Raw genomic sequence first — 25,843 nt, 5'->3', positions numbered from 1 at the left:
CGATGGATAATCAAGAAAAAGCTATCACTCAGGAAATGAGCTTCGAGACGGCAATGGAGAAGCTGGAGTATATCGTCGAGCAGTTGGAGAGCGGAGATGTGCCGCTGGAGCAGGCTATCGAGCTTTTCCAGGAAGGGATGGGCCTGTCCGGTCTGTGCGCCCGCAAATTGGAGCAGGTTGAGCGCAAAATCGAGGTCTTGTCGGAGCAGAATGGCGAGCTGAAGCGGCAGCCGTTCCCGTCGGAAGAAGCGGGTGATCGGATTGAATAGCGCTGGAGCGGAAGAAACGTTCGCTTCTTATCTGGAGCGTCACGTCGCGCGGATTGAGCGGCTGCTGCCGGCTCAATTCCCCGCCGGCTGGCAGGTCCCTGCCGAATTGAAGGAATCGATGCTGTACTCGCTGATGGCCGGGGGCAAGCGCCTGCGGCCGCTCTGTGTTGTCATCGCATGCGAGAGCCTGAACGGCCCGCTGGAAGCCGCCGATCCGGTGGCCTGCGCCATCGAGATGATACATACATACTCCCTCGTCCATGACGATCTTCCGGCGATGGATAACGATGATTACCGCCGGGGGAAGCCGACCAACCATAAGGTGTACGGGGAAGCTCTTGCCATATTGGCGGGGGATGCGCTTCTCACCCACGCCTTCTACACGGTCGCGCAATGCTCGCGCCGTCACGGCATCCCGGCCCAGATCGCCCTGACCATCGCCGAGGAGCTGTCCGTCTATGCCGGCATGCGGGGGATGGTGGGCGGCCAGACCGCGGACATGCTGGGCGAACAGGGAATGACGACGCTGGACCAGCTCAAATATATTCATCTCCACAAGACGAGCGATCTGATCGTGTTCGCGCTTCGCGCCGGAGCCCATCTCGCGGGGGCGAACGAAGCGCAGTTGGACGCGTTGACCGAGTTCGGGACGAAGCTTGGCCTCGCCTTCCAGATTCAGGACGATATCCTGGATATTACGGGCGAAGAAGCGCTGCTCGGCAAGCCGAAAGGGAGCGATGAGAAGAGCGGGAAGGTGACCTACCCGTATTTTATCGGGCTCGAGGCATCGAAGCAGGAGGTCGCCCGTCTGACGGAGGAAGCGAAGCAAGCGGTTCGGCAGGCCGGATTCCCTTATCCGGCGCGCCTCTACGAGCTGGCGGATTATTTAATGGAACGCCAATTCTGATTCCGCCGCCGGGTCTGCGGCCGGCGGATTCCAGGGGGGCGCTTCCATGGAAATGATATTTCATGATTCGCTTTCCCGTTTTGTGATATAATAGAGACTACATAGAGTGGTGCAGTATTCTAGTCGGCCTCCCGACACCGAAGGCGGGCCTAAAAATTCGCCAAAGGGCACATCGATGAAGTTCCTGGTGTTGGCTTGCGACGCCCAGTCGTGGGCTGATGCTGGGAGTTAAGGTTGTGGGGCGATCCACAATGGCATGTGGGCGTTGACCCCGCTTCCGCGGAGGCCCAAGTGCGTGGTACGGCGTCCTCGCGCGCCGCATTACGGCTTGGGGTATGAACCTATATTGCGAGTCACGCGGAACGCTCTCCGGCTTGCCGGATCGTTCCGTGAAGGTGGCTTGTATGTAGCGTAGCCTGCCTTGAGTGAGTCTGCAGGGATAGCGGATGTGTAGATATGACGGTCTTCGGCCAAAGACCTGCCTATCGGATGCCGCTTGAAATCTGATTTGCAAAAGAGGCTAAGGGTCGGTTCAGGGCTGCTCGAGGAAAACTCCTAGACTGTTCACAATGTGAGGCTTTGTGGGGATTATAGTGTGGTCTAAGTGGTAATCCAGTCTGACGTCCGGCGACGGCGTCAAGACGCCCTTAATTGGAAACGGCCTGCCCGGCGACGGGGAGGCGGGCGTCTGGGAAAACCTACTGGACCTAAGCCACAGCGTTTATCCAGAAAGCTGCCACTCCAACCATCTTTGGTTATCAAGACACATAAGAATGAGTTCGTTCGCGGGAACATCTCATAAAAGGATGAGTTGACAACGATAATGAAGTTTTCATTCAAACATTCCGTCAAGTGGAGCATATTCATTTTTTTCGTCACCTTCGCGATGGCCGTCATATTGTCTGTTGCCTCCACGTCAATGCTGGGGAAAGCGGGCTGGGGCGTCGGTATGGTGATCGTGTTGATGCTCGTGCTTATTGGAGTGTTTTTTGATATTATGGGCTTAGCTGCGGCTGCCGCGAAAGAGACTCCGTTCCACGCGATGGCGGCGGAGAGAGTGCGCGGAGCCAAGCAAGCGATCTATATCGTGCGCAACGCGGATCGTTTCTCGAACTTCTGCAATGACGTGATTGGTGACATGACAGGGGTTATCAGCGGTTCGGCCACGGCGATCGTAGTGACGAATTTGCTATGGTCCATGAATGCCGAGAGCGTATGGATGACGACGGCGGTAAGCGTTGCCTTCACCGGCCTCGTATCCGCATTAACCGTCGGAGGCAAAGCGTTGGGGAAGTCATTTGCGATTCATTACTCCACACCGATTGTGTTGCTGATTGGCAAATGTTTCCATTTTTTGGAGAGCAAGCTTCATATCCGCCTGTTCACCAAAAAACGCGGCAAATCGAAACAACGAAAGCGAGGGAATTCCCGTGCTGCTCGAACAGATTAACCAACCTAGCGATCTGAAGCGGTTGACGAAGGAAGAACTGCCGATCCTGGCGGAAGAAATTCGACAATTTCTCATTGAGAAGCTGGCGGTGACCGGAGGACATCTGGCATCGAACCTGGGCGTCGTCGAGCTTACGCTTGTCTTGCATTATTTATATGACAGTCCCCGGGACAAAATGATATTCGACGTGGGCCATCAGGCATACGTTCATAAAATATTAACCGGACGCAAGGACCGGTTCGATACGCTGCGCCAGTACAAGGGGCTGTGCGGCTTCGTCAAGCGCGCGGAGAGCGAGCATGACGTATGGGAAGCCGGGCATAGCAGCACCTCGCTGTCCGCGGCGATGGGAATGGCGCTCTCCCGCGATTTCAAGGGCGAGAGCAACAAGGTCATCGCGGTCATCGGCGACGGCGCGCTAACGGGAGGCATGGCGCTCGAGGCGCTCAACCATATCGGGCATGAGAAGAAGAATCTGATGGTCGTGCTCAACGACAACGAGATGTCGATTGCCCCGAATGTCGGAGCGCTACATAATTATTTGTGCAAAATACGCTCCGATCGGAACTATTTAAAAGCGAAAGAAGAAGTGGAGCAGCTGCTCAAAAAGATCCCGGCGATTGGCGGCAAGCTGGCCAAGACGGCGGAGCGGGTGAAGGACGGCTTCAAATATTTGGTCGTGTCCGGCATGCTGTTCGAAGAGTTCGGCCTGAAATATTTCGGACCTGTCGACGGGCACGACATTGACAAGCTGATCGATATTTTTCAGCAAGCGAGCCGCGTGAACGGCCCGGTGCTTATTCATGTCGTTACCCGCAAAGGCAAAGGATATACGCCGGCGGAAGCCGACTCGCATAAATGGCACGGCATCTCGCCGTACAAGATTGAATCCGGGCAAGTGCTGAAAGCGGTAGGCAATCCGATGTACACCGAGGTATTCGGCAAGACGCTCGTGGAGCTGGCGGAGCAGGACGATCGCGTCGTGGCCGTGACGCCGGCCATGCCGGGAGGTTCCGGACTGCTCGGGTTCGCGGAGCGCTTCCCGGGCCGCATGATCGATGTCGGCATCGCCGAACAGCATGCCGCCACCATGTGCGCCGCATTGGCTATGGAAGGGATGAAGCCGGTATTTGCGGTATATTCCACCTTCCTGCAGCGGGCGTACGACCAGGTGGTGCATGACATTTGCCGCCAGAGCGCGAACGTGATCTTCGCCATCGATCGCGCCGGGTTCGTCGGACCGGACGGGGAGACCCATCAAGGCGTATACGATATCGCTTTTATGCGCCATATTCCGAATATCGTGCTGATGATGCCGAAGGACGAGAACGAGCTGCGCCATATGCTGAAGACAGCGCTCGATTACGATGAGGGACCGATTGCGGTGCGGTACCCCCGCGTCAACGGGGTGGGGGCCGAACTGGACGCCGAGCTCCTCCCGATTCCGATCGGGACATGGGAAATCGTTCGCTCCGGCGATCATGCCGCCGTACTCGCGATCGGCCCGATGGTTCAGGTGGCCGAGGAAGCGGCGGAGCAGCTGCGGCGCGAAGGCATTCGGCTGCGCGTCATCAACGCGCGCTTCATGAAGCCGCTCGACGAGGCGATGCTGACTCTGCTCGCCAGAGAGCAGCTGCCGATGATCGTGCTGGAGGAGGGCTCCGTCGCGGGCGGCCTGGGCAGCGCCATCATGGAGCATTATGCCCAGCATCATGTATTCGGCATCAAGGTGAAGCCTATCGGGGTCCCGGATTGCTTCGTGGAGCACGGCAGCATCAAGGAGCAGCGCCAGGAGGCGGGCCTGACCGCCGAGCAACTGGTGAAGGAAGTGCATACGATGCTCTTCGCCCATGGCGATAACCGGATGAGCCGGGCCTAGCCCGAATACCCACTGACAGACAGGAGTACAGCATGTCCATACCGAAGGAACGGATTGATGTTCTGCTCGTGGAGCAGGCCTATTACGACAGTCGTGAAAAAGCGAAAGCCGCCATAATGGCCGGCTTGGTATATGTGAACGAGGAACGGATTGAGAAGGCGGGGACGAAGGTCCCCCGGGACGGAACGATTACGGTGAAGGGCGCCGTCCATCCTTATGTAAGCCGGGGCGGCTTGAAGCTGGAGAAGGCAATTCGCCACTTCGGCCTCTCGATGACGGAGGCCGTCATGCTTGATATCGGCGCTTCGACAGGCGGATTTACCGATTGCGCCCTACAGCACGGCGCGCGCTACGTATATGCCATCGATGTCGGCTATAACCAGCTTGATTGGTCGCTTCGCAATGACGAGCGGGTTCATGTCATGGAACGGACCAACTTCCGCTATACGGAGCCGGAGCATCTGGAAGGCCCGGTTCCGGATATCGCGACCATCGATGTGTCCTTTATCTCGTTGAAGCTGATTTTGCCGCCGCTTCAAGCCCTTATCGGCAAGCCGGGCCGGGTCATCGCGCTGATTAAGCCTCAATTCGAAGCGGGAAGAGAGAAGGTCGGCAAATCGGGCGTCATCCGCGATCCGGCGACGCATGAACAGGTGCTGAGGGAGATACTGGACTTTGCCGCATCGTTGGGCTTCCGCCTGGAGGGGTTGACTTATTCCCCCATTACGGGAGGAGAAGGCAATATCGAATTTTTGGCTTATTGGAGCGTGCCGGAAGGCGGATCGCCGGAGCCTGCGGCTTCCCGCGAGCAGATTCACGCAGTTGTGGAGGAAGCCAATTCGGTGTTCCGATCGACCTCTTAATCCTTCGTTCGATTCCATCCGCTGAAGCTCATCCGGGACAGACATCCGACGGATGAGCTTGCTTTGTGTTTGGCGCCGGCGGTGCCCTTTCCATCATAGCGGGGTGGTGATTCCATTGAGCGATATCTGGGTCATGGGATTGATTGTTATCGGCATACTGATGTGGATCGGCTTCGGCGTGCGGAGGTACGCCCATTCACCCGAGCCGATGGAGGATGTTTGCCTGAGCGACCGGTTTCCGGAGGATGAGGAGGCGATACAACTCGTCGAGGATGCCGGGTATGAGGTCATCGGGGGCAAGTTCTGCATGCCTTTGCACTTTACGGTAGACGGGGAGGACATCGATGCCCGCATCCGGATTGACATGATCGCCAAACGCGACAATCAATGGTATATTGTTCGTATCGCACGCGAACGGATGCAGCTCGATTGGGACGGCAGCGGCATGAAGCGGCAGTGGATGCCTTATTTCGCCGCCTATCCCGACACGGCCGGCCTGCTAGTCGTGGATAGGCTGGAACGCCGGGTGCGGCTGATTCGTATGGACTGGGGGGAAGCCTATGTCCACGGGGATTAAGGCAATACTAAGATAAGCAACACCCCGTCTCGCTTGCTGCGGCCATAGGCCATGAGTAGAAGGAACAAAAACGGAGGGCTCACATGAAAGGTCAACGACATATCAAAATTAGGGAAATCATAATGAACAACGAGATCGAAACCCAGGATGAATTAGTCGATGCCTTACGGAGCGCAGGCTACCACGTGACGCAGGCTACCGTGTCCAGGGACATGAAGGAGCTGCATTTGATCAAAGTTCCCATGAAAGACGGGCGGTACAAATATTCGCTGCCGGTCGACCAGCGCTTCAACCCGGCGCAGAAGCTGAAGCGGGCGCTGCTGGATAACTTCATCAGCATTGACAGCACGGAGAATCTCGTCGTGATTAAATGTCTGCCCGGAACGGCGAACGCCATCGCCGTCCTGATGGATAACATCGAATGGCCGGAGATTATGGGCACAGTTTGCGGAGACGACACGATACTTATCATTTGCCGCACCAAGAAGGAAAGCGACGAAGTCGTGGCGCAAATTGAAGAGTATATTTCGTAAACGGCATCCTGGGAGGGGAGTCCATGTTAATCGCATTATCCATTACGAATCTGGCCGTCATTGAATCCGTACAGCTTCAATTTCACCAAGGATTTCACGTTCTGACCGGGGAGACGGGCGCCGGCAAATCGATCATTATCGATGCGCTGGGCTTGATCGGGGGAGCCCGGGGTTCCTCGGAGTTCGTGCGCTATGGCTGCGATCGGGCGGAAGTGGAGGCGTCCTTCGATCTGCCCGCCGATCATCCTGCCTGGGAGGCGATTGCGAAGCTGGGGGTTCAGGCGGATGCGGAAGAATTGCTTATTATTCGCAGGGAGTTGACGGCCAACGGCAAGAGCATGTGCCGGATTAACGGCCAGATGGTCAATCTGACGATGCTTCGGGAAGTGGGGGAACTGCTCATCAATATCCACGGCCAGCACGAGCATCAATCCTTACTGAAGGTAGAGCGGCATCTGGATTGGCTTGATGCGTACGGCGGGGAGGAGCTGGCGGCGCTCAAGAAGCGGTATCGTGAAGAGTTCGGCTGCTTCATGGCGCTGCAGCATGAACTGAACCAGTTGAAGCAGACGAGCCAGCAAGCCTATCAGATGCTGGATTTGTACCGTTTTCAGATTGAAGAACTTCACAATGCCGGACTCCAGGTGGGCGAGGATGAATTATTGGCGGAAGAAAAGCGCAAACTAGCAAATGCCGAGAAGCTGATGGATCATGTCAATCATGCTTATGAGCGGTTGTATGGCCAAGGCGCGATGGATGCGGTCAGCGTGGCCATCGCCAAGCTCGAAGATGTGATGCCGTATGATCCCGCCAAGTTCCAGCCGATGGTGGAACAGCTGCAGACCGCCTATTACCAGTTGGAGGATGCGGCATACCAGCTGCGCGACTACCGGGAGAATATCGAATTCAATCCGGAGCGGCTGGAGCAGATCGAGGATCGACTGGAGCAGTTGAATGGATTGAAGCGGAAATATGGGGCGACCGTGGAAGAAATGATCGCTTATGGCGAACGGATACAGGCCGAGGCGGACAAAATCGAGCACAAGGACGAGCGGATTGCCGCGCTGGAGAAGGAGAGCCAAGAGCGGCTGGCGAAGCTGGCCAGACGGGCGCAGGCATTAAGCGATGCCAGACGGGAATTGGCCGATAAGCTGACAAAGCGGATCGAGAAGCAGCTGCAGCATCTTCATATGGAACGCACCCGGCTCGATGTCCGTCTGGAACGGCTTCAAGACGGACAAGGCTTCGATGTGAACGGAGTGAATGTCCGCTTCACGAAGAACGGGTGGGACGATGCGGAATTTCTGATTTCGCCGAATCCGGGCGAACCGCTGCGGCCTTTGCACAAGATCGCATCCGGCGGGGAGCTGTCGCGGATTATGCTGGCGTTGAAGACGATATTCGCCGAGATGGATCGCATTCCGGTGCTCGTCTTCGACGAGGTGGACACCGGAGTAAGCGGCCGGGCGGCCCAGGCGATCGCCGAGAAGCTGGCCGAAGTGTCCCGCAGCGGTCAAGTGTTCGCGATTACCCATCTTCCCCAAGTGGCCTGCATGGCGGATCATCATTATTACATAGAAAAACTCGTGCGGGACGAACGCACATCAACCCAGGTAACGGAATTGCAGGAACAAGGACGCGTGGCCGAACTGGCTCGGATGCTTGGCGGCGTGGAAGTAACGGAAAGAACCCTGCATCATGCTCAAGAAATGCTGAAGTTGGCTGAACGTCAAAAAGGTGCGTAATTCAAGGGCTTGAGGAATCATTTTCACTCATAAAACACTGGGGTCAAGGTTACCTTAATGTTACGAAACGGGCACGCCCTTTTTCGTCAAAGCTTCCGTCAACAAAGGAGTGTGACACCTTTGAACCCCAACGCAAAACGGCTGCTCGGTCTTATGCTAGCCATTATTGTTTGTTTATGCTGCACCACAGCCCCTTTCCGCACCTACGCGGCTTTGCCGAATCATCTGCGTCTTTTTGAAGGAGAACACAAGCAACTGAATCTGGTCATGCCGGTGCAAGCGCAGGCTACCGTGGATAGGCCCGATATTCTGAAGGTGAACGGGCAGAGCGAGACCTCCTTCCGCTTATCGCTGCAGAAGCCGATCTCGCTGCAATCTTCCCAGACCGGACAGGCTGAATTGAAGCTGAAGCTGTTCGGCGGCATTCCGTTGAAGACGTTGAAGGTCAATGTCGTTCCTAACCTGCGGGTCGTTCCCGGGGGACAGACAATCGGCGTCAAAGTCAAATCGTCCGGGATTCTCGTCGTCGGGCACCATCTTGTTCATGTCGGACCTGAGCGCAAAATATCGCCGGGTGAAGAAGCAGGCGTCCGGTTAGGCGACATGATTATGAGCATGAACGGAACCCGCCTTAACGATGTGACCAAGGTGGCGGATATCGTTCGCGAAGCCGGCGAGAAGAAGCAGGCGATTGAGCTGGTCATTCAACGGGGCGACACCGAGATGAAGACGAAGCTGAAGCCGGCCTATGATGTGGAGGACAAGACCTGGCGGCTTGGATTATATATCCGGGATTCCGCCGCGGGCGTCGGCACTCTTACTTTTTACGCCCCAGATCAAGGGGTGTACGGAGCGCTTGGCCATGTCATCACCGACATGGATACGCAGACCCCCATCACGGTAGGCCAGGGCGAAATTGTTCAGTCCAATGTAACCTCCATCTCCAAAAGCCAGAATGGCGAGCCTGGCGAGAAACGGGCTCATTTCTTGAAGGAAGGCCGCGTCTTGGGGAATATTGAACGCAATACACCGTTTGGCATTTTCGGCAAAATGACGAATCAACCGGAGCACAGTCTTTACAAGGAGCCGATTCCCGTCGCTTTCAGCGAGGAAGTTCAGGAAGGCCCCGCAGAGATGCTTACGGTCGTCAACGGCCAGCAGGTGGAGCGATTCAAGCTGGAAGTGGTTCATGTGACGAAGCAGACGTCACCGGCCACCAAAGGGATGGTCATCCGCATTACAGACCCTAGATTGCTGCAAAAGACCGGGGGCATTGTCCAAGGGATGAGCGGAAGTCCCATCATACAGAATGGCAAGCTCATTGGCGCCGTTACTCACGTGTTCGTCAATGATCCGAGCTCCGGCTACGGTTGCTTCATTGAATGGATGCTGCAGGATGCGGGTGTGGTGCTCTCGCCACCCCCGACCTCCAGCAAAGAAGGCTCACATGCTGCGTGAGCCTTTTTTTATGACCTGATTCGCCTTTAGCGTGTCGAAGGAATGCGAATGATGTAGAAAAAATGAATAACTATACATTATAAATCATGTTCCTAAAAAAATAAAGAAAAAAAGTTTTCGACAGAAGGAATTTCATTCTTGGTGTCGAATAAGTTATTCTTGTAGAGGAAAGCCAACGACATCAATGCTCGGGAATGCTAAACTTTGACAAGGGAGGATCAGAAGTTGCAAAAGATCGAAATACTGTTAGCGGACGACAACCGAGAGTTCACGAATTTATTAGCTGATTTCTTATCAGAACAGGAAGACATGGTTGTCACCGGTGTCGCCTACAATGGCGAAGAGGTGCTTCAATTCCTGGAACAGACGAGAGCGGTGCCTGATGTGCTCATTCTCGATATAATTATGCCTCACCTGGACGGTCTGGGCGTGTTAGAACGTTTACGCAGTATGAATCTGTCCCCGCAACCGAAGATCATCATGCTGACCGCATTCGGTCAGGAGAGCATTACGCAGCGTGCCGTGCAGCTCGGCGCGTCCTATTACATCCTGAAGCCGTTCGACATGGATATCCTGGCGAACCGGATCCGGCAGCTGGCTGGCATCGCTTCGACTCCATCGGTCGGCAGCTCCAGTGCCGGCAGCTACATGACCTCCTCCAAGTCGAATGTCGTCCAATTGGGCAAGACGAAAAATTTGGATGCAAATATTACGTCCATCATACATGAAATCGGCGTTCCGGCGCATATTAAAGGATATCAGTACTTGCGCGAAGCGATTACGATGGTGTACAACAACATCGAAATTCTCGGCTCGATCACAAAAACGCTCTATCCGGCCATTGCGGAGAAATACAAAACGACGCCGAGCCGCGTCGAGCGCGCGATTCGCCATGCCATCGAGGTGGCCTGGACCCGCGGCAACATCGACAGCATCAGCCGCCTGTTCGGCTACACCATCAACATCAGCAAGTCGAAGCCAACCAATAGCGAATTCATCGCGATGGTCGCAGATAAGCTGCGGATTGAGCATAAGGTGTCGTGAAGCTTAGAGCCGTAAGGGTTGCCGACGTTAGGGAGAACGTTCGTTCCCGTAAACTTATCGGCGTCCCGTCAAAACGTTCCGATAAACTTTTCGAGAACATTCCGATAAACTTGAGCGATTCACCTCCGTTTCCTGCGCGAACTTGTCGGCGTTGACTTAGCGCCAGTGTAGCGTAGATCGAAGGCCGACGCAAGGGTTAGTGTACAAGGATTTCGCGACCAATTGATGCTTCCATTGTTGTTTGAAGCGTAAATCGAAACGCCCGCTTATCCGATAAGTTTTCGGAAGTGGGCGTTTTTCAACGTAAAAACACGAATGATTCCTCCCATATGCGCGATAATCGTTAAGATTTACAAGATTGCGCATTTCAAGCCGGTCGGTCGCGATTGTTCGGATTATCTTCGGAAATTCATGCGAAAAAGCCCTGCCGTAGCTGGTGGGGCCGTTTCTTTGTTACGGCAGTATTTTCCGGTACGTACCGATAATTTTTACCGTAACGCACCGGTAGAATTTTCCGGTAAATAAGACTTACTAATAAGATCTAAAAACATAGCGCATCGGAATAGAAAAGCACTATTCCTCGCGCGCAGAAGTAATACAACAACTATTCTTCGCGGAAGAAAAGATGCGCGAATCCTCTATAGTAAGGATACATTGCCGAGCGCATGGGCGCGAAGGCTTGTGCGCAGCACAATGGCCTTTTCTCTTTACATTACCGTTAGTCTATACAGACTCGCGCGAATGTCCCGTTAATACCCGACTCCCTCCGCTCCACACACACGCAATATTCCCGCCATTTTAGCCGTCTTCTCTCTTCTGAGTATCAAACGTCCATCTCCGCTAGAAAACGCCTATTTTGCGGTAAATATCCCGTTAGAGCTAACGCATTCCTTCCCTTAAATGCGCTATAATAATCATAAAACGACCGGGCGGTGGGGAAATGATAGATATTGACTTGGATATGATTATAAAAGTGGCCTCGTTCATCGGAATACCGTCTATTTTTTTATTGTTAACCTATCTATTTAAGGGAATCAGTCTCGCGCAAGTAACTCCATTTGAGCGACATCTTATGAATGATACAAAGAAGATGATTAGCGGATTTCTTGAGTCACTTTTCCCAGCAATTATTCTCGGAATATTACTTGTGGTAAGTTTAGAGGTGATAGATGAGTTCAGTTTTTATACAAATCTACTTATTGGAACTTTTCCGTTCATTGGAATGCTTATAGTAGACATTATTCTTAACAGTCGATTTAGTGGAAAAGAATCCTACTACTTAATTGAAAACGGTCAAAAAATATTCATTCATAAGATAACCAGTGAGGGTGATATCGTTCTAAGTAACGAGAAAATTATATCAAAGTACAGTGTGTATATCATTCAGAAAAAAGAATTTTTGTACGGAAAGGAAATTAAAGTTGAACATATTGATATGAAAGAACCTGCCTTGCCTAAGAAAATGCGCAATTGACTTATATTCAGATCTTCTTTCCTGTCCATGCACATGATAACTCTAGTTTACTTTCGTCCAATAAATAGGGTATAATTGCCATGCAATAGAATGGCTTTATGGGCGGTCGGCTAGTCTCCCGGAAGGGAGGTGACGCCAGTGAGCGTATACGAAGCAATGTCCGTTATGTTCCAATTCGGGATATGGATACTCGCGTTGTTGACTTTTGTCGTGACGCTGCTGATATACATGCACACAAAGAAATAGACCGCCCCCGGATAAGGTTAACGGTCTATTTCCAACACCTTCGAAGCCACCGCCTTTGAAGCGGCTATTGCACTGGAGTCGTGTTCGAGCACGGCTCCTTTTTCTATTTATATGATAACATAGCAGTTTTTATACGTCTACTTTATTTGGCAAGTGCTCTAAATGTTCGTTTGTAATACGTTAGACTCCCTCACTTTTGTACTCCCTCGTTAGTAAAACGCCTAATTTGCCGCTTATTTTAAGCGAGAGCACGTGAATTATTGTTCTAAAGGATTACATAGCAACGCGCGCAATATACGACGAAAATTATGATGTGTTTTATTTGGCATCTGCTCTAATCGTTCGATTCTGCTTCCTCAAATTGCAATAGAGCAGATATATCTTTGATGTCTAAGGCATGGGCGATTTTCTCGATGTTCCCCATGTTTAATTCTTGAAGCTTATTATTGCACATAACCGAGATCTTTGATTGTGGGACCCCTGACAATACTTCTAGTTGTTTTTGAGTGATTCCCCGTTCTTTTAAAACCTCTTTAAGTTTAATCGCTAATCTTAACACCTTAATTACCCCCAAAAAATAATTTGTAGAAAGACTGTTGACAATATCACGATATCGGTATATTATGATGATAGATATCACGATATCGGTATATTCCCAATATACCACCTATATTCGGAAAAGTATACACTTTTCTGCTAGTTTCCTATTGCCAAAAATGGAGGTGAACCGCATGTGCATGGCGCAAAGCTATGTCGATCAGCTTAACAAGCTGAACCGAAGTGTTACGGCTACATACGAAGGGCTTAACCGGATGCAGTCGATGGTGGACAAGGAGTTGAGCGAGGTCTATCACGAAATCGAGGCGGCGACACTTGACCTCTATCGCGAGCATCAATTGATGCAACGGCTACAGGACGTATTGAAACGCCGTCGCGTTGTTAAGGACGAGTTCGTTCGGATTCAGGCGGTAAAGCTCGCACTCGATTCGTCAGTGAACAAGCTGAATCAGCGGTACCTGTCTCTGGCTGAGAAAAGCGACGAAATCAGACGTAGCTTGAACGTAACAATGACCATTACCGACGTTGTCGGCGAAATCAACATTATGGAGGGATTAACGATATGAAAACGATGGATATGGTAACGAAACAACGGTACACACAACTTCTCGCGAAAGCAGCTCGCACATTGGAATTGCTGGCCGAAGTTCTCGAAGTAGACGCGGACGAGTACCAAGATGCAGAATGCGACGCGGTAATGATTCGTAGCGCGATTACCTTGTGCGAAGTAAATCCTACGCGGGGATATTTGGACGACCTGGAACGCGACATTGCTAGAGGCTTAGGGTATGTCCGTTTCGTCCGTCGAATCTGGCGCAAGCGCAGCCGCGCGCGTGAGGTTTACGGCTACGAAATCGGGTATTATCGCAACTGCCGGACGGGGAACTACGAGGTATCGTGGATCGACCCGGTAAAATCCAGCTTCGATAAGAGTCGCGTTAAACGGGCGGTATTCCTTCCGGGCGTCATACATAGTATCGCGCCGCAGACATTGGCCGACGAGGTCGCCGGAGTAGTTACGGTGACATACGACCAAATGTTGAAGCTCGGTTTCATTATAGAGCAGGTAAGCGCGGCATGAAACAGGCGGTCATAGAACTGGATCTCGGCTATGAGATCATCCATCTGAACGGGTATCTAGTCACAGACGATTACCTAGTCGCTATCGAGAATAATGTGATGTGGATGTATCATGTGAGCGAGAAGGTCGAAGGCGACGTATATACCAGCACAAAGGCCGGATTATGGCTCGGGCAGTTAAAACGCAAAGATGCCGACGAACAGGCGCTCATATTACGAGTTCTCGACTTTCTTCGGAATTTATCATTTTACGATTTTCTTCGATATCATCATGACTGGACGATGGACTACAATTTTCAATTTGTCGAAGCCGTCAATTAATAACGTTCTTTTCGATGTGACAGTGGCTTGCGTGGTTTTGGCAGGTCTAGAGTATTACCAATACGAAGTATTGCCAGTGCAGGCTTCACATTGCATGGCACCCGCGTTTTCATAGAACGTCGGGTTTCTTTTTTTTATTCTGCCGTTGACATTGCCCTTACGGTAAAGTGTACGGTTGAATGGAACACCGTATTGAAATGCAAAGCCTTTCCCCCGTTAAAAAATGAAGAATGGAGGTGACCTCTTGCTTTCGATTGGAGAATTCTCAAAGATATGCGGAGTGTCTACAAAAACGCTTCGATATTATGCTGAAATCGGACTAATCCATCCGGATGAGATTAATCCGGAAAACGGTTATCGGTATTATTCCATCATGCAACTCAAAAAGATGCTCCTGATTAACCGTCTGAAATCTTATTCTTTTTCTCTGGAAGAAATTAAAGACATTTTGGAATGGGAAGAGGATCAAGCAGAAGAGAAGCTTCGTTCTGCCCTGAACCGCAAGCGAAGGGAAGTACAGGAAAAGATCGATGCTTTCGCCTATGCCCTCAATCAAATGAACCGGGATATTTCGAATTTGGAGAAGGGCATGCCAATGATGGCACACCTTGACCATATAGAGGTGCAGCTTGTTGAAACCGGGCCAATGAATATCCTTTCTATGCGGCAGATGCTGAGCAGTGATGACTATGCTGCAGGCTATGGAATGTATTTTAGCGGGCTCTATGCAAAGATTGTTACTGAAAAACTCACCCTGCTTGGTGCGTCGATGACGATTTATCACAGCCCGGAATACAATCCGGCCGGCAACGACACAGAGTTTGCCATCCCGGTAGCGGAAGCGGTAAAGGGAACGAGAGATTTTCCCGGAGGCCTCTGTGCGAAATCTGTGCTGCATGGTTCATATTCCGAATTGACATCGGTATATGCCAGGCTGAGGGAATGGATAGAAAATGAAGGCTATGAATTGATAAAGTCACCCTATGAAGTGTATATCACCGACCCCAATCAAGCGGCCGTTCCTGAAGACATCGTTACCGAGGTATATTTTCCTGTAAAGAAAAAATAACGTCTTGTAGAGAGGTGCCTATCATGCAAAGAAGTTACTGGCCAACGACAGAATGGCAAGCCGCAGACCCGGCAGCTTTAGAAATGGACGCTGACAAGCTGTTAGAGCTTGAACCTGCGATAAAAGGCGAATACAGCAATATTAACGGTATTGTGGTTGTAAGAAAAGGATACATTGCTTATGAAAGATATTATCATGGGTATGGCCCGGATGCCGCGCACCACGTGGCGTCGGTAACGAAAAGCATCCTATCAGCCCTCATTGGGATTGCCATAGATGCAGGATATATTCAAAATGTGAATCAGAAGGTTCTTGATTTTTTCCCCGAGTATGTGGCCGCCGACGCTGTTGGGCAGAAGCGGGACATCACGATTCGCCATCTTCTCACGATGACGGCTCCTTATCCATTTGAGGATTGGCATGAACCGCTGGACAAGCTGTGCATGCAGCCCGATTGGGTAAAGTATACGCTGGATATACTGGGTCAAAAAGGGAGTATCGGAGCTTTCAAATATTCCACCGCCGGGGCGCACCTGCTTTCAGCCATTATCACTCGCAGCACAGGAAAAAGCGCCTGGGAGTTTGCCGACGAACATTTATGTAAGCCGATCGGCATGAGAGAAATCCCGAATTTCGAAATGAAATCATTCGGCTTCGACGACTTATTCGGGAAAAACGTGAAAGGATGGGTTACGGATCCTCAAGGCAACTCCACGGGAGGGTGGGGACTTACGTTAACTGCCCGGGATATGGCACGGTTTGGCGTTTTGTATCTGCACCGTGGCATGTGGGACCATCACCAGGTGATTTCGGGAACATGGATTGACCAGTCAACGGAGATGAACCCCAATCATTACGGGTATCTATGGTGGTTGCGCGAAGAGGACGGAGTTTTTGCCTACTCGGCACTAGGCGATGGCGGTAATGTCATTTGCTGCATTCCGGAAAAGGAACTGGTCGTTGCCATTGCATCCGAATTCAGCATGAATCCGCGTGATCGATGGACACTCATTAAGGAAGGCATTATCCCGGCTGTACTGGATTAAATATAGATTTGCCTAGGCTAACAATGATCAAGGTATCCCAGCTATAAATTGTTTAAGCTACCCGCAAACTCCATTTTGATTACCGAAATGGAGTTTCTTTTATTAAAAACAACCCCCTTCCGATATGGTAGAGGTATCTTCATAAAAGATGTACAAAGTAAGAACTTTTGCCGAGCGTTCTATCACAAAGGTTGGACGCAAGACCGACATACAGTCCCTTATTTACACGTATTAATATACGTATTATAATGATCGCATAGGGAGGTGAAGAGATGCCGAGTAACTCTTCGAGGGAGTTAATCAGGCTGATCGAAGCTGACGGGTGGTTTTTGCTACATACGGCAGGAAGTCATCATCAATATAAACATCCAACTAAGAAGGGCAAGGTAACAATACCTCATCCGAATAAAGACTTGCCGCGTAAAACAGTGGAGAGTATTCTGAAACAGGCGGGGCTGAAATAGCCTCTCTGTAAAGGATAAACATAAATTATCAAAGTTCATGTAACACCAATTGCTCGCGTAGCCAAAGAACATGAAGGGAGTTGAAAATATGAAAGACCGATACATCTTTCCTGCGATCTTCGATTATGCAGATGATGGTATTTCCGTGAGGTTCCCGGACTTACCCGGAGCATTTTCTTGCGGGGAGACCGACGAAGAGGCGTTTCGCATGGCAAAAGAATGTCTTGCGTTGCATTTGTACGGAATAGAACAAGACGGAGAAGAGATTCCGGAACCAACCCGTACGCTTGACCTTAGACTCGGCGCTAACGAGTCCGCCGTTCTCATCGACGTATGGATGCCGCCCTTCCGTGACTATATGGCGGAGAAGGCTGTGAAGAAAACGTTGACCATTCCGAAATGGCTTAACGACGCTGCGGAAGAGGCGAATGTTAATTTTTCACGGATTCTTCAGGATGGATTGAAAACGTATCTTGGCGTATCTGACCGCAAGTCATATGAAAAAGGCCCTGTTGAATAAAACGGGATTTAACTGATATTCGACGCCTCACATACTTATCTGCGCTCCTGAAGCATGGGGAGAATGATTATAAGGCGGGATAAACCCATATGCGTCTGTCCTGACTGATGGGGAGAGTGCGAATAAAGGTTAGCGCGTATGCATTTACTTGGTCTCCAGGGAGTTGCTCTCATGAATATAAGCATGCTGTGAAGGCAAAGCCCCGCAAGCGGACATTTCCCGCCGGGGGCTTTTTCCAATATGTAACCGCAATCCAAAAGTCTTTATTCCGGCTCATTCGATAAATCGATATCGTATTCCATTCTTTTGGCCGTGCGTTCGGCAACGTCCCGGCCCAGCAGCCGGCTGACAAGATGGAAGGACATATTGATGCCCGCCGAGATGCCCCCGGAGGTGACGATGTTGCCTTCATCGACATATTTGACGTCCCGCTTTACCGTCAGGTTAGGGTAGTCCTTTTCCAAGCGGTCGTAGGAATTCCAATGGGTGGTCACGGTCTTGCCGTCGAGCAATCCGGCTTCGGCCAAGATTAAGGCTCCGGTGCAGACGGAGGCCATGATGCTTACTTCATCCATGCGGCTCTTAACCCATTGAGTCGTCGTCTTGTTGTACATTTCCGTCCGGCTTCCCGGGCCGCCCGGAACGATGAGAATATCGAAGCGAGGCGCATTGTCATAGCTGTAATCGGGCTGTACTTTCAACCCGTTCCGCGCGGTTACCAGTTGGCCGGCTTCCGATACGGTTTGGACGAGAAAAGGTCTGGCTGCAGGGTTAGCCGAATGCTCCGTTACGGCGAATACTTCAAATGGCCCTGCGAAATCAAGTACCTCTACGTCGTTATACAGTAAAATTCCTACATGAATCATGGCTCGTTGATTCCTCCTTTATCCCAATTGGCTCTTGCATGCTGCCATTTTATCAGGCTGTGGATTGAAAAACATGACGAATAAGGGCTATAAAATAAGAACAAATTTTGAATAACCAGGTTCTGGAAATCGATCCGGGTCGCCGGGATGGGATGTGCGCTGCACGATTTTTATTGGAGAATTCGGCGAAATACGGTAAAATAGACGAGCGTTGAAGGAATAGCCGTATACGTCTTCGTCGAAAATAAGACTTCCGTGTGCGGCAGCCATCCGCTATAAATACAATACATGACTGTGCAACAAAGGGGTAAGCCAGCAACGATGAATGCTTATATCTTTCCGATCAAAATCGCGTTGATTACGTTTCCGATCGCGGCGTTTTTTCTGACGCTCCCGTTTTTAATCGTGCAGTACCGCAAATACGGCTATGTGAACAAGGTACGATCATTGGTGCTGTACTCGATGCTGCTGTATTTTATTTCCGCATACTATCTCGTCATTCTGCCTCTGCCGGCCAATCGCGACAACTGCGTGCCTGGCGGGAGCGGGGTATTTTCGCAGTGGATTCCATTTACATTCATCCGTGACATTATGAAGGAGACGAATGTCGTCTGGTCACAGCCTTCGACCTATGTGCAGATATTAGGGGAACGGGCCTTTTGGCAGGCGGCTTTTAACGTCGCTCTAACGCTGCCGCTCGGGGTATATTTGCGTTATTATTTCCGGAAATCGTTCCTTGGGACGACGCTCATTGCCTTTATCGTGTCCCTCTTCTTTGAGACGACGCAGCGCACGGGCTTGTACGGGCTGTATGCCTGCCCATACCGGCTGTTCGATGTCGATGATTTGCTTCTCAATACGGTCGGCGGGATGCTTGGATTTTTGCTGGCTCCCTTGATTACGTATTTCCTGCCGCACAGCAGCCAGCTGGATGCGGACGTGGATCTCACGCGCAGGCCGGTCGGCTTCATTCGCCGGGCCATCGCGCTATGGCTCGACTATTTGTGCATCGGCTTTATTTATTGGATAATCGCCATATTCATGGTCGCGGCCAACGGCAACGACGTGGATCGCTTCCTGGATTATTTGCAGTCCAACGGTTGGGTGCTGGCGGCCACGGTTTTTGTCTATTTCATGCTGATGCCGTTGTGGACGGAAGGGAAGACGTTCGGCAAATGGGTGACGCGCATTCATCTGATCGATGACCGCTTAGCAGAGGATCCGGAGCGGACGAACAAGCTTTCTTTCAAAGGTCTGCTTATCCGGTACGGCTTGCTGTATTTCGGCATCGGCGGGATCAATTATGTATTTTTCTATGTGATGAATTCCGGCTCCATCCTGGAACTGGGCCGATTCGCGTGGATCGTCATCATTCTATGGCTCGTCTTCAATGCGTTCGTGGGTCTGCATGTCCTGCTGCATATTTTCCGTCGCGATAAGCGTCTCTTCTATGAAAAAATGAGCAAAACCCGCAACGCCATCACGATCCCGGACCGGATGCTGCCTTACGCGGGAACGGCCGACCCGCAAGAGACGAAGGAGGATGCCGAAGAGAATCCGCCCGTCCGCCGTACGATGGAGTTCCAGGATGGATCGAAGCTCATTATTCGGGGGGATGCCGTGGCGGAGCCGGAGAAGGAGCAGTCTTCCGATGAGCCTGCAGAGCCTCGGGATGCTGTCTCTGGCGAGCCCGATGCAGGGGCGAAGCAGGAAGGTGCGTCCGCCGAAGGCGAAGCGAAGGAATGGAGCCGGGAGGAGCAGGTAGAGAAGGAATTGGCGCGGCTTCGCGCCAAGCTGGAGCAAGACCGGTCCGACAAATAGAGGAAAAGCAAAAACGGTCTCCGGCCGTCCGAAAGGGCGGGGAGACCGTTTTGTGCTATGAAGAGGCAGGCGGTTCGGAAGACGAATTGTCGCGGGCATCTGCCTGCTGCGGAGCCATTGGCTTGAACGAGGCCGGCCGCGGCCCCTTCTTCTTGCGGAAGCGGGGGGCGACATAATTCCGCTTGCGGTCGCGGTAGAACACCCAGCCGCCGATAAAGGCGACTCCGATGGCGAACATGACGAAGCCCCCGAGGAAAGGAAGCCAGCCGAAGGCTGGGGCGGCGAGATTGTCATTCCCATGGTCGGCGATGTAATCGAAGATGACGTTCTTCATCGTCAGAAAGCCGAAGGTCGCGAGCAGGCCCGGAATAACAAGCAGCAATATGGCAATAAAGCGGGTTATCACATGCGTATCCTGTCTCATGAAATGATCACCTGTCGAAATATGTTCATCATAACCTACGTTTTATCTTACCTTGAATTCGTGGGATTGTCTAATCGGAACGCCCCCTTGGGACGGCAGGGCCGATGACAGATTCAGGTTTGCGGCGCCGAAAAAAGGGAGTACAATAGAACCATTGGATTCGGACGATAAAGGAGTGCTTGGTATGACAAAGCAAGTCGATGTAGCCATTTTGGGCGGAGGAACGGGCGGATATGTCGCTGCCATCGCCGCGGCGCAGGCCGGCAAATCGGTCGTGGTCATTGAACGGGAGAAGCTGGGCGGAACGTGCTTGCACCGCGGGTGCATTCCGAGCAAGGCGCTGCTGCGCAGCGCGGAAGTGTATCAGGAGGCGGTGAACTGCTCGGCCTACGGCATCGAGGCCGAGGGTGTGAAGCTGCGGTTCGACCGCGTGCAGGCCCGCAAGCGGGATGTTGTCGAGAAGCTGCATCAAGGGGTCTCGCTGCTGATGCGGAAGCATGCGATTGAAGTGATTTATGGCACCGGCAGGGTCATGGGACCATCGATTTTTTCGCCGAAGAGCGGCTCGGTGGCGGTCGAGTATCCGGACAAGGAAGCCGATACGATTGTGCCGAAGCATCTCATTATCGCGACCGGATCCCGTCCGCGGATGCTGCCGGGATTGGAGGCGGACGGAGAACTTATCGTGACGACGGATCAGGCGTTGGAATGGGACCAGCTTCCGGAGCGCGTCGCCATTCTGGGAGGCGGCGTCATTGGCGTCGAATGGGCATCGATGCTTGCCGACTTCGGGGTGGAAGTCGATGTGATCGAAGCGGGGGAACGGATTGTCCCGATGGAAGAGGATGATACGGCGCGCGAGCTCGAGCGGCAGTTGGCGAAGCGGGGCGTCCGCTTCCATACGAAGGCGGCGCTTCAGCCGGAGGCAGTACATAAGGATGAAGAGCGGGGAGAAGTTCATCTTATCCTTGAAGAAAACGGGGATAGCGTAAGCATAAAAGCGGACAAGCTGCTCGTATCTATAGGGAGACAGGCGAATATCGAGAATATTGGCTTGGAAAATGTCGGCTTGGAGACAGAGAAAGGGTTTATCCGCGTCAATGAGTGGATGCAGACGAACGAATCCCATATTTATGCGATTGGCGATGTCATCGGCGGCTTGCAGCTCGCCCATGCCGCGGCGGCCGAAGGGCTGACCGCCGTGCGCCATCTATGCGGCGATAAGTCGGTTGGGTATGACGCGCGGAGCATTCCGCGGGCAATCTACTCGCGTCCGGAAGCGGCTTCGATCGGCTGGACGGAGCGCGAGGCAAGAGCCGCAGGCTACGACGTGAAGGTAAGCCGCGTGCCGCTGCATGCGGTCGGCAAGTCATTGGTGCACGGAGAGCCGGAAGGATTCGCCAAAGTGATTGCGGACGCCGGATCCCGCGATCTGCTCGGCATCCATCTTGTCGGTCCGCATGCGACCGAGCTGATCGGGGAAGCTTCGGCAGCCATGCTGCTGAACGCGACCGCATGGGAGATGGGACAGGTGATCCGGCCGCATCCGTCGCTCTCCGAGATATTGACCGAAGCGATGCTGGGCATCGAAGGCAAAGCGATTCATATTTGACGCGTCCGGCCGCGGAAGCTTGACCATAGCTGATGTTTTCTTTTTGAGAACGATGGGAGTATAATATGTTTAGAGTCAAGTCTTAGTACCTGGTATTATACTCGCACAGACTTGAATGAAGAAGGAGGTCTGCTTCATGACGCCGGAAGCGAATACTCGTCAGAAGACGAGGCATGAGTCCCTCGGGCTCTCGGATGAACAAGCGGTTGACATGTACCGGAAGATGCGGCTTGCCCGCATGTACGATGAACGGGCGCTGCTGCTGCAGCGAGCAGGAAAAATCAATTTTCACGTGTCCGGCATCGGTCAGGAAGCTGCCCAGATCGGTGCGGCATTTGCATTGGATAAAGAAAAGGACTATTTTTTGCCTTATTACCGCGACTACGGATTCGTCCTCTCCGTCGGTATGACAATACGAGAATTGATGCTGGCCATTTTTGCCAAGGCCGAGGATCCGAACAGCGGCGGCCGGCAGCTGCCGGGCCATTTCGGCAGCAAGCGTCTTCGCATCGTAACCGGGTCCAGTCCGGTGGCGACGCAAGTGCCGCATGCCGTAGGGATTGCGCTGGCGGCGAAGATGCGGAACGAGGAAGCGGTCTCCTTCGTCACGCTGGGCGACGGTTCGAGCAACCAGGGGGATTTCCACGAGGGCTGCAATTTCGCAGGCGTGCATAAGCTGCCGATGATTGTGATGGTGGAGAACAACCAATATGCCATCTCCGTTCCTCTGGACAAGCAGGTCGCGGGCCGCATCAGCGACCGGGCCTTGGGCTACGGCTTCCCGGGCGTGCGCGTCGACGGCTGCGATGTGCTGGAGGTGTACCGCGCCGTCAAGGAGGCGCGCGAGCGGGCGATCCGCGGCGAAGGGCCTACCCTTATCGAAGCGGTCATGTACCGGCTGACTCCGCATTCGACTTCGGACAACGATATGGTCTACCGGACGAAGGAAGAAGTGGCAGAGAACTGGAAGAACGATGCGCTGCCTCGCTATAAGGCGTACTTGATGGAATGCGGCCTCTGGTCGGAGGAAGCGGACGCGAAGCTCGCCGCGGACATCAAATCGTTGATGGACCGCGAGCTTGCCTACGCCGAGCAGGCGGCCTTCCCGGCTGGAGAAGAGGCGCTGCGGCACGTCTATGCGGAGGAGGAAGCAGGCACATGGCGGTAATCGATTATATTGACGCAATACGAACGGCAATGAAGGAAGAGATGGAACGGGATGCGGACGTATTCGTGCTGGGCGAGGATGTCGGCGTCAAGGGCGGCGTGTTCACGACGACGAAGGGGCTGTATGAGCAATTCGGCGAAGCGCGCTCGCTCGATACGCCGCTGGCCGAATCGGCGATCGCGGGCGTCGCGATCGGCGCCGCGATGGTCGGGATGAAGCCGATCGCGGAAATGCAGTATTCGGACTTCATGTTCCCGGCGACGAACCAGATCATCAGCGAAGCGGCGAGAATACGCTACCGCTCCAATAATGACTGGTCCTGTCCGGTTGTCATTCGCGCTCCGATCGGCGGCGGAGTGGCCGGCGGACTGTACCATTCGCAATGTCCCGAATCGGTCTTTTTCGGAACGCCCGGCTTGAAGATCGTCGCTCCGGCTACGCCTTATGACGCGAAGGGCCTTCTCATCGCCTCCATCCGCGATCCGGACCCGGTATTATACTTCGAGAATAAAAAATGCTACCGCATGATAAGCGGGGAAGTGCCGGAAGGCGATTATGTCGTTCCGATCGGAAAAGCAAATGTCGTGCGGGAAGGAACGGATATTACCGTCATCGCTTACAGCCTGCCGGTTCATATGGCGATGCAGGCTGCGGATGAACTGGCCAAGGAAGGAATCAGCGCGCATATTCTTGATCTGCGCACGATACAGCCGCTGGATCGGGAAGCGATTCTCGAAGCGGCGGCGAAGACGGGCAAAGTGTTGATCATTCATGAAGACAACAAGTCGGGTGGCGTCGGCGCGGAGGTATCCGCCATTATCGCGGAAGAGCTCCTGTTCGATCTGGACGCCCCGATCAAGAGACTGTGCGGCCCGGACATTCCTGCAGGACCGTACAGCCCTCCGCTGGAGAAGTTCTTTATGCTGAACAAGGATAAGGTCAAGGATGCCATGCGCGAGCTGGCGTTGTTCTAAGGACGGGAACCGGCCGGACAGGCGGAACGCCGGCGCTGCGCATAGGCGCGCCGCGCAAATCCGCGGGGTCCGGCCGGTTGTCAAGAACGGGAGTGAGATTCAATGTCTGATGTTAACGGGAAAGAAATCACGATGCCGCAGTTGGCCGAATCGCTCGTGCAGGCCACGATCGGCAAATGGCTGAAGCAGCCCGGGGATTCGTTCGAGGCCTATGAGCCTATCTGCGAGGTCATTACCGATAAAGTCGTCGCCGAGCTGCCGGCTACCGAAGCGGGCGTCATGGAACAGATTATCGCGCAGGAAGGGGAGACGGTCGCCGTCGGCGCCGTCATCTGCCGCGTCCGGACCGAAGGGGGCGCGGAGCCGGCGAACGCAGAGCAGGCGAACAAGCCGGCCGCCGCTCAGGACAGCGGTCAGGCGCCAGCTTCCGCCGGGCAAGATATGAGCGGGCGCTACTCGCCTGCGGTCCAACGCCTGGCGTTCGAGCACGGCATCGATCTGACCCGCTTGAAGGGTTCAGGCTTGGGCGGACGGATAACGCGGAAGGACGTGCTGGCGGCCGTCGAATCGGGCGCTTCCGCCTCTGCCGGAGGAGCCGGTGCGGGCGCGCAGACGCCTCGCCAAGCAGAGCAGCCGGCCCAGCGCGGCACGGCTGCGCCAGCGGCTTCATCCGATCCGCTGCAGGATGCGGCTCAGGTGCCGGTGCGCCATTCAGGGCTCCATCTGGCGGATTCGCCGCGCATACCAACCATCGAAGTAGAGGAGGCCGGCCGCGGGGAGACGTTCATTGACGTGACGCCTATCCGCCATACCATCGCCAGCCGGATGCGGCAAAGCGTCTCCGAGATTCCGCATGCGTGGACGATGATAGAAGTCGACGTGACGAATCTCGTGCTGCTGCGCAACAAGGTCAAGGACGAATTCATGCGCAAGGAAGGCTTCAACCTGACCTATCTCGCGTTCGTGCTGAAGGCGGTCGTCAACGCGATCAAGGATTACCCGATCATGAACTCGGTCTGGGCCGTCGACAAGATTATCGTCAAGCGGGACATCAACCTGTCGCTGGCGGTCGGCACCGAAGACTCGGTCCTGACCCCGGTCATCAAGCACGCGGATCAGAAAAACATTGCGGGCCTCGCCCGGGAAATCGACGAGCTGGCGCGCAAAACGCGCGAAGGGCGGCTCAGACCCGATGATATGCAGGGCGGAACCTTCACCGTGAATAATACGGGGTCATTCGGCTCGATTTTGTCCTACCCGATCATCAACTACCCGCAGGCGGCGATTCTGACGTTCGAATCGATCGTCAAGAAGCCGGTCGTCATCAACGACATGATCGCGGTCCGCTCGATGGCGAACATGTGCTTGTCGCTCGATCACCGCATTTTGGACGGCGTTATCTGCGGGCGCTTCCTGCAGCGGGTGAAGGAGAATTTGGAAGGTTACACCCTCGATACCAAGGTGTATTGAGAGCT

Annotated in this window: 27 protein-coding genes; 24 read left to right on the top strand and 3 right to left on the bottom strand. The window is 53.3% G+C overall.

Going from position 1 to position 25,843, the window contains the following annotated elements:
• Positions 1-2: 2 nt before the first annotated feature.
• The 12 genes from xseB to L6439_RS16710 all read left to right on the top strand — a co-directional run bounded on the left by xseB (position 3) and on the right by L6439_RS16710 (position 12,445).
• Positions 3-269 carry an exodeoxyribonuclease VII small subunit gene (xseB, locus tag L6439_RS16765; protein ID WP_168178013.1) on the top strand — a complete coding sequence of 89 codons (267 nt, stop codon included), beginning with the start codon at positions 3-5 and terminating at the stop codon, positions 267-269.
• Entirely contained in the window at positions 262-1,176 is a 915-nt protein-coding gene (locus tag L6439_RS16760; protein ID WP_213468423.1) for a polyprenyl synthetase family protein, read from the top strand. The genes xseB and L6439_RS16760 overlap by 8 nt, the downstream gene beginning before the upstream one ends.
• An 823-nt stretch (positions 1,177-1,999) precedes the next feature.
• Positions 2,000-2,626: a CNNM metal transporter family protein gene (locus tag L6439_RS16755; protein ID WP_213468194.1), complete on the top strand. Its 627-nt coding sequence runs from the start codon at positions 2,000-2,002 to the stop codon at positions 2,624-2,626.
• Complete coding sequence (gene dxs / locus L6439_RS16750) at positions 2,607-4,505, top strand: 1-deoxy-D-xylulose-5-phosphate synthase (protein ID WP_168178015.1); 1,899 nt, start codon at positions 2,607-2,609, stop codon at positions 4,503-4,505. Before L6439_RS16755 ends, dxs begins: the two co-directional genes overlap by 20 nt.
• 32 nt (positions 4,506-4,537) lie before the next feature.
• Positions 4,538-5,368 carry a TlyA family RNA methyltransferase gene (locus L6439_RS16745; protein ID WP_213468195.1) on the top strand — a complete coding sequence of 277 codons (831 nt, stop codon included), beginning with the start codon at positions 4,538-4,540 and terminating at the stop codon, positions 5,366-5,368.
• A 115-nt stretch (positions 5,369-5,483) separates the two neighbouring features.
• Positions 5,484-5,945: a DNA-binding protein gene (locus tag L6439_RS16740; protein ID WP_237096505.1), complete on the top strand. Its 462-nt coding sequence runs from the start codon at positions 5,484-5,486 to the stop codon at positions 5,943-5,945.
• 83 nt (positions 5,946-6,028) lie between these two features.
• Positions 6,029-6,478 carry a transcriptional regulator AhrC/ArgR gene (ahrC, locus tag L6439_RS16735; protein WP_168178017.1) on the top strand — a complete coding sequence of 150 codons (450 nt, stop codon included), beginning with the start codon at positions 6,029-6,031 and terminating at the stop codon, positions 6,476-6,478.
• 23 nt (positions 6,479-6,501) lie between these two features.
• On the top strand, positions 6,502-8,223 hold the full coding sequence (recN, locus tag L6439_RS16730; protein WP_168178018.1) for a DNA repair protein RecN: 1,722 nt from the start codon (positions 6,502-6,504) through the stop codon (positions 8,221-8,223).
• Between the two features lie 120 nt (positions 8,224-8,343).
• The gene (gene spoIVB / locus L6439_RS16725) at positions 8,344-9,681 is read left to right on the top strand and encodes a SpoIVB peptidase (protein ID WP_168178019.1); all 1,338 of its coding nucleotides are present in this window, start codon (positions 8,344-8,346) and stop codon (positions 9,679-9,681) included.
• Between the two features lie 225 nt (positions 9,682-9,906).
• Entirely contained in the window at positions 9,907-10,725 is an 819-nt protein-coding gene (gene spo0A, locus L6439_RS16720) for a sporulation transcription factor Spo0A (protein WP_168178020.1), read from the top strand.
• 940 nt (positions 10,726-11,665) lie between these two features.
• A complete protein-coding gene (locus tag L6439_RS16715) occupies positions 11,666-12,199 on the top strand; it encodes a hypothetical protein (RefSeq protein WP_168178021.1) in 534 nt (177 codons plus the stop codon).
• Between the two features lie 156 nt (positions 12,200-12,355).
• Complete coding sequence (locus L6439_RS16710; RefSeq protein ID WP_331253390.1) at positions 12,356-12,445, top strand: putative holin-like toxin; 90 nt, start codon at positions 12,356-12,358, stop codon at positions 12,443-12,445.
• A 334-nt stretch (positions 12,446-12,779) separates the two neighbouring features.
• On the opposite strand, the gene L6439_RS16705 is transcribed toward L6439_RS16710, so the two are convergent.
• A complete protein-coding gene (locus L6439_RS16705; protein ID WP_168178022.1) occupies positions 12,780-13,004 on the bottom strand; it encodes a helix-turn-helix domain-containing protein in 225 nt (74 codons plus the stop codon).
• Between the two features lie 172 nt (positions 13,005-13,176).
• Between L6439_RS16705 and L6439_RS16700 the strand changes: the two genes are divergently transcribed.
• From L6439_RS16700 to L6439_RS16670, 7 genes are all read left to right on the top strand, one after another.
• Positions 13,177-13,569 (top strand): hypothetical protein, encoded by a 393-nt coding sequence (locus L6439_RS16700; RefSeq protein ID WP_168178023.1) that lies wholly within the window; start codon positions 13,177-13,179, stop codon positions 13,567-13,569.
• Positions 13,566-14,084, top strand: coding sequence for a hypothetical protein (locus L6439_RS16695; protein ID WP_168178024.1), 519 nt, complete (start codon positions 13,566-13,568; stop codon positions 14,082-14,084). The genes L6439_RS16700 and L6439_RS16695 overlap by 4 nt, the downstream gene beginning before the upstream one ends.
• The gene (locus tag L6439_RS16690; RefSeq protein WP_168178025.1) at positions 14,081-14,404 is read left to right on the top strand and encodes a hypothetical protein; all 324 of its coding nucleotides are present in this window, start codon (positions 14,081-14,083) and stop codon (positions 14,402-14,404) included. The genes L6439_RS16695 and L6439_RS16690 overlap by 4 nt, the downstream gene beginning before the upstream one ends.
• Before the next feature lie 244 nt (positions 14,405-14,648).
• Positions 14,649-15,473, top strand: coding sequence for a MerR family transcriptional regulator (locus L6439_RS16685; RefSeq protein ID WP_168178026.1), 825 nt, complete (start codon positions 14,649-14,651; stop codon positions 15,471-15,473).
• 23 nt (positions 15,474-15,496) lie between these two features.
• Positions 15,497-16,519, top strand: a complete 1,023-nt coding sequence (locus tag L6439_RS16680) for a serine hydrolase domain-containing protein (protein WP_213468196.1) — start codon at positions 15,497-15,499, stop codon at positions 16,517-16,519.
• 272 nt (positions 16,520-16,791) lie between these two features.
• The gene (locus L6439_RS16675) at positions 16,792-16,983 is read left to right on the top strand and encodes a type II toxin-antitoxin system HicA family toxin (RefSeq protein ID WP_168178028.1); all 192 of its coding nucleotides are present in this window, start codon (positions 16,792-16,794) and stop codon (positions 16,981-16,983) included.
• An 88-nt stretch (positions 16,984-17,071) separates the two neighbouring features.
• Positions 17,072-17,503 (top strand): type II toxin-antitoxin system HicB family antitoxin, encoded by a 432-nt coding sequence (locus L6439_RS16670; RefSeq protein WP_213468197.1) that lies wholly within the window; start codon positions 17,072-17,074, stop codon positions 17,501-17,503.
• Positions 17,504-17,766: 263 nt separating this feature from the next.
• Here L6439_RS16670 and L6439_RS16665 read toward each other — a convergent pair whose 3' ends face one another.
• Positions 17,767-18,369, bottom strand: a complete 603-nt coding sequence (locus L6439_RS16665; RefSeq protein WP_168178030.1) for a DJ-1/PfpI family protein — start codon at positions 18,367-18,369, stop codon at positions 17,767-17,769.
• A gap of 321 nt (positions 18,370-18,690) precedes the next feature.
• Between L6439_RS16665 and L6439_RS16660 the strand changes: the two genes are divergently transcribed.
• Positions 18,691-20,190: a VanZ family protein gene (locus tag L6439_RS16660; protein WP_168178031.1), complete on the top strand. Its 1,500-nt coding sequence runs from the start codon at positions 18,691-18,693 to the stop codon at positions 20,188-20,190.
• Positions 20,191-20,245: 55 nt separating this feature from the next.
• Here the strand turns inward: L6439_RS16660 and L6439_RS16655 are convergent, their stop codons facing one another.
• Complete coding sequence (locus tag L6439_RS16655; RefSeq protein ID WP_168178032.1) at positions 20,246-20,614, bottom strand: DUF2627 domain-containing protein; 369 nt, start codon at positions 20,612-20,614, stop codon at positions 20,246-20,248.
• A gap of 184 nt (positions 20,615-20,798) precedes the next feature.
• Between L6439_RS16655 and lpdA the strand changes: the two genes are divergently transcribed.
• The 4 genes from lpdA (at position 20,799) to L6439_RS16635 (ending at position 25,838) form a co-directional block, all read left to right on the top strand.
• Complete coding sequence (gene lpdA, locus L6439_RS16650; protein ID WP_213468198.1) at positions 20,799-22,226, top strand: dihydrolipoyl dehydrogenase; 1,428 nt, start codon at positions 20,799-20,801, stop codon at positions 22,224-22,226.
• A 136-nt stretch (positions 22,227-22,362) separates the two neighbouring features.
• Positions 22,363-23,394, top strand: coding sequence for a thiamine pyrophosphate-dependent dehydrogenase E1 component subunit alpha (locus tag L6439_RS16645; RefSeq protein ID WP_168178034.1), 1,032 nt, complete (start codon positions 22,363-22,365; stop codon positions 23,392-23,394).
• Positions 23,385-24,368, top strand: a complete 984-nt coding sequence (locus tag L6439_RS16640) for an alpha-ketoacid dehydrogenase subunit beta (RefSeq protein ID WP_168178035.1) — start codon at positions 23,385-23,387, stop codon at positions 24,366-24,368. Before L6439_RS16645 ends, L6439_RS16640 begins: the two co-directional genes overlap by 10 nt.
• A gap of 102 nt (positions 24,369-24,470) precedes the next feature.
• Positions 24,471-25,838, top strand: coding sequence for a dihydrolipoamide acetyltransferase family protein (locus L6439_RS16635; protein WP_168178036.1), 1,368 nt, complete (start codon positions 24,471-24,473; stop codon positions 25,836-25,838).
• Positions 25,839-25,843: the final 5 nt, after the last annotated feature.

The sequence above is a fragment of the Paenibacillus dendritiformis genome, from assembly GCF_021654795.1.
Lineage (GTDB): Bacteria > Bacillota > Bacilli > Paenibacillales > Paenibacillaceae > Paenibacillus_B.
The sequence above is the reverse complement of the archived record's forward strand: the minus strand, read 5'-3'. Positions and strand labels throughout refer to the sequence as shown.

Coding starts and splice junctions, on each gene's coding strand:
- xseB (WP_168178013.1), top strand. CDS start 3: ATGGATAATCAAGAAAAAGCTATCACTCAGGAAATGAGCTTCGAGACG.
- L6439_RS16755 (WP_213468194.1), top strand. CDS start 2,000: ATGAAGTTTTCATTCAAACATTCCGTCAAGTGGAGCATATTCATTTTT.
- L6439_RS16745 (WP_213468195.1), top strand. CDS start 4,538: ATGTCCATACCGAAGGAACGGATTGATGTTCTGCTCGTGGAGCAGGCC.
- ahrC (WP_168178017.1), top strand. CDS start 6,029: ATGAAAGGTCAACGACATATCAAAATTAGGGAAATCATAATGAACAAC.
- recN (WP_168178018.1), top strand. CDS start 6,502: ATGTTAATCGCATTATCCATTACGAATCTGGCCGTCATTGAATCCGTA.
- L6439_RS16715 (WP_168178021.1), top strand. CDS start 11,666: ATGATAGATATTGACTTGGATATGATTATAAAAGTGGCCTCGTTCATC.
- L6439_RS16710 (WP_331253390.1), top strand. CDS start 12,356: ATGTCCGTTATGTTCCAATTCGGGATATGGATACTCGCGTTGTTGACT.
- L6439_RS16700 (WP_168178023.1), top strand. CDS start 13,177: ATGTGCATGGCGCAAAGCTATGTCGATCAGCTTAACAAGCTGAACCGA.
- L6439_RS16695 (WP_168178024.1), top strand. CDS start 13,566: ATGAAAACGATGGATATGGTAACGAAACAACGGTACACACAACTTCTC.
- L6439_RS16690 (WP_168178025.1), top strand. CDS start 14,081: ATGAAACAGGCGGTCATAGAACTGGATCTCGGCTATGAGATCATCCAT.
- L6439_RS16680 (WP_213468196.1), top strand. CDS start 15,497: ATGCAAAGAAGTTACTGGCCAACGACAGAATGGCAAGCCGCAGACCCG.
- L6439_RS16675 (WP_168178028.1), top strand. CDS start 16,792: ATGCCGAGTAACTCTTCGAGGGAGTTAATCAGGCTGATCGAAGCTGAC.
- L6439_RS16670 (WP_213468197.1), top strand. CDS start 17,072: ATGAAAGACCGATACATCTTTCCTGCGATCTTCGATTATGCAGATGAT.
- L6439_RS16665 (WP_168178030.1), bottom strand. CDS start 18,369: ATGATTCATGTAGGAATTTTACTGTATAACGACGTAGAGGTACTTGAT.
- L6439_RS16660 (WP_168178031.1), top strand. CDS start 18,691: ATGAATGCTTATATCTTTCCGATCAAAATCGCGTTGATTACGTTTCCG.
- L6439_RS16655 (WP_168178032.1), bottom strand. CDS start 20,614: ATGAGACAGGATACGCATGTGATAACCCGCTTTATTGCCATATTGCTG.
- lpdA (WP_213468198.1), top strand. CDS start 20,799: ATGACAAAGCAAGTCGATGTAGCCATTTTGGGCGGAGGAACGGGCGGA.
- L6439_RS16645 (WP_168178034.1), top strand. CDS start 22,363: ATGACGCCGGAAGCGAATACTCGTCAGAAGACGAGGCATGAGTCCCTC.
- L6439_RS16640 (WP_168178035.1), top strand. CDS start 23,385: ATGGCGGTAATCGATTATATTGACGCAATACGAACGGCAATGAAGGAA.
- L6439_RS16635 (WP_168178036.1), top strand. CDS start 24,471: ATGTCTGATGTTAACGGGAAAGAAATCACGATGCCGCAGTTGGCCGAA.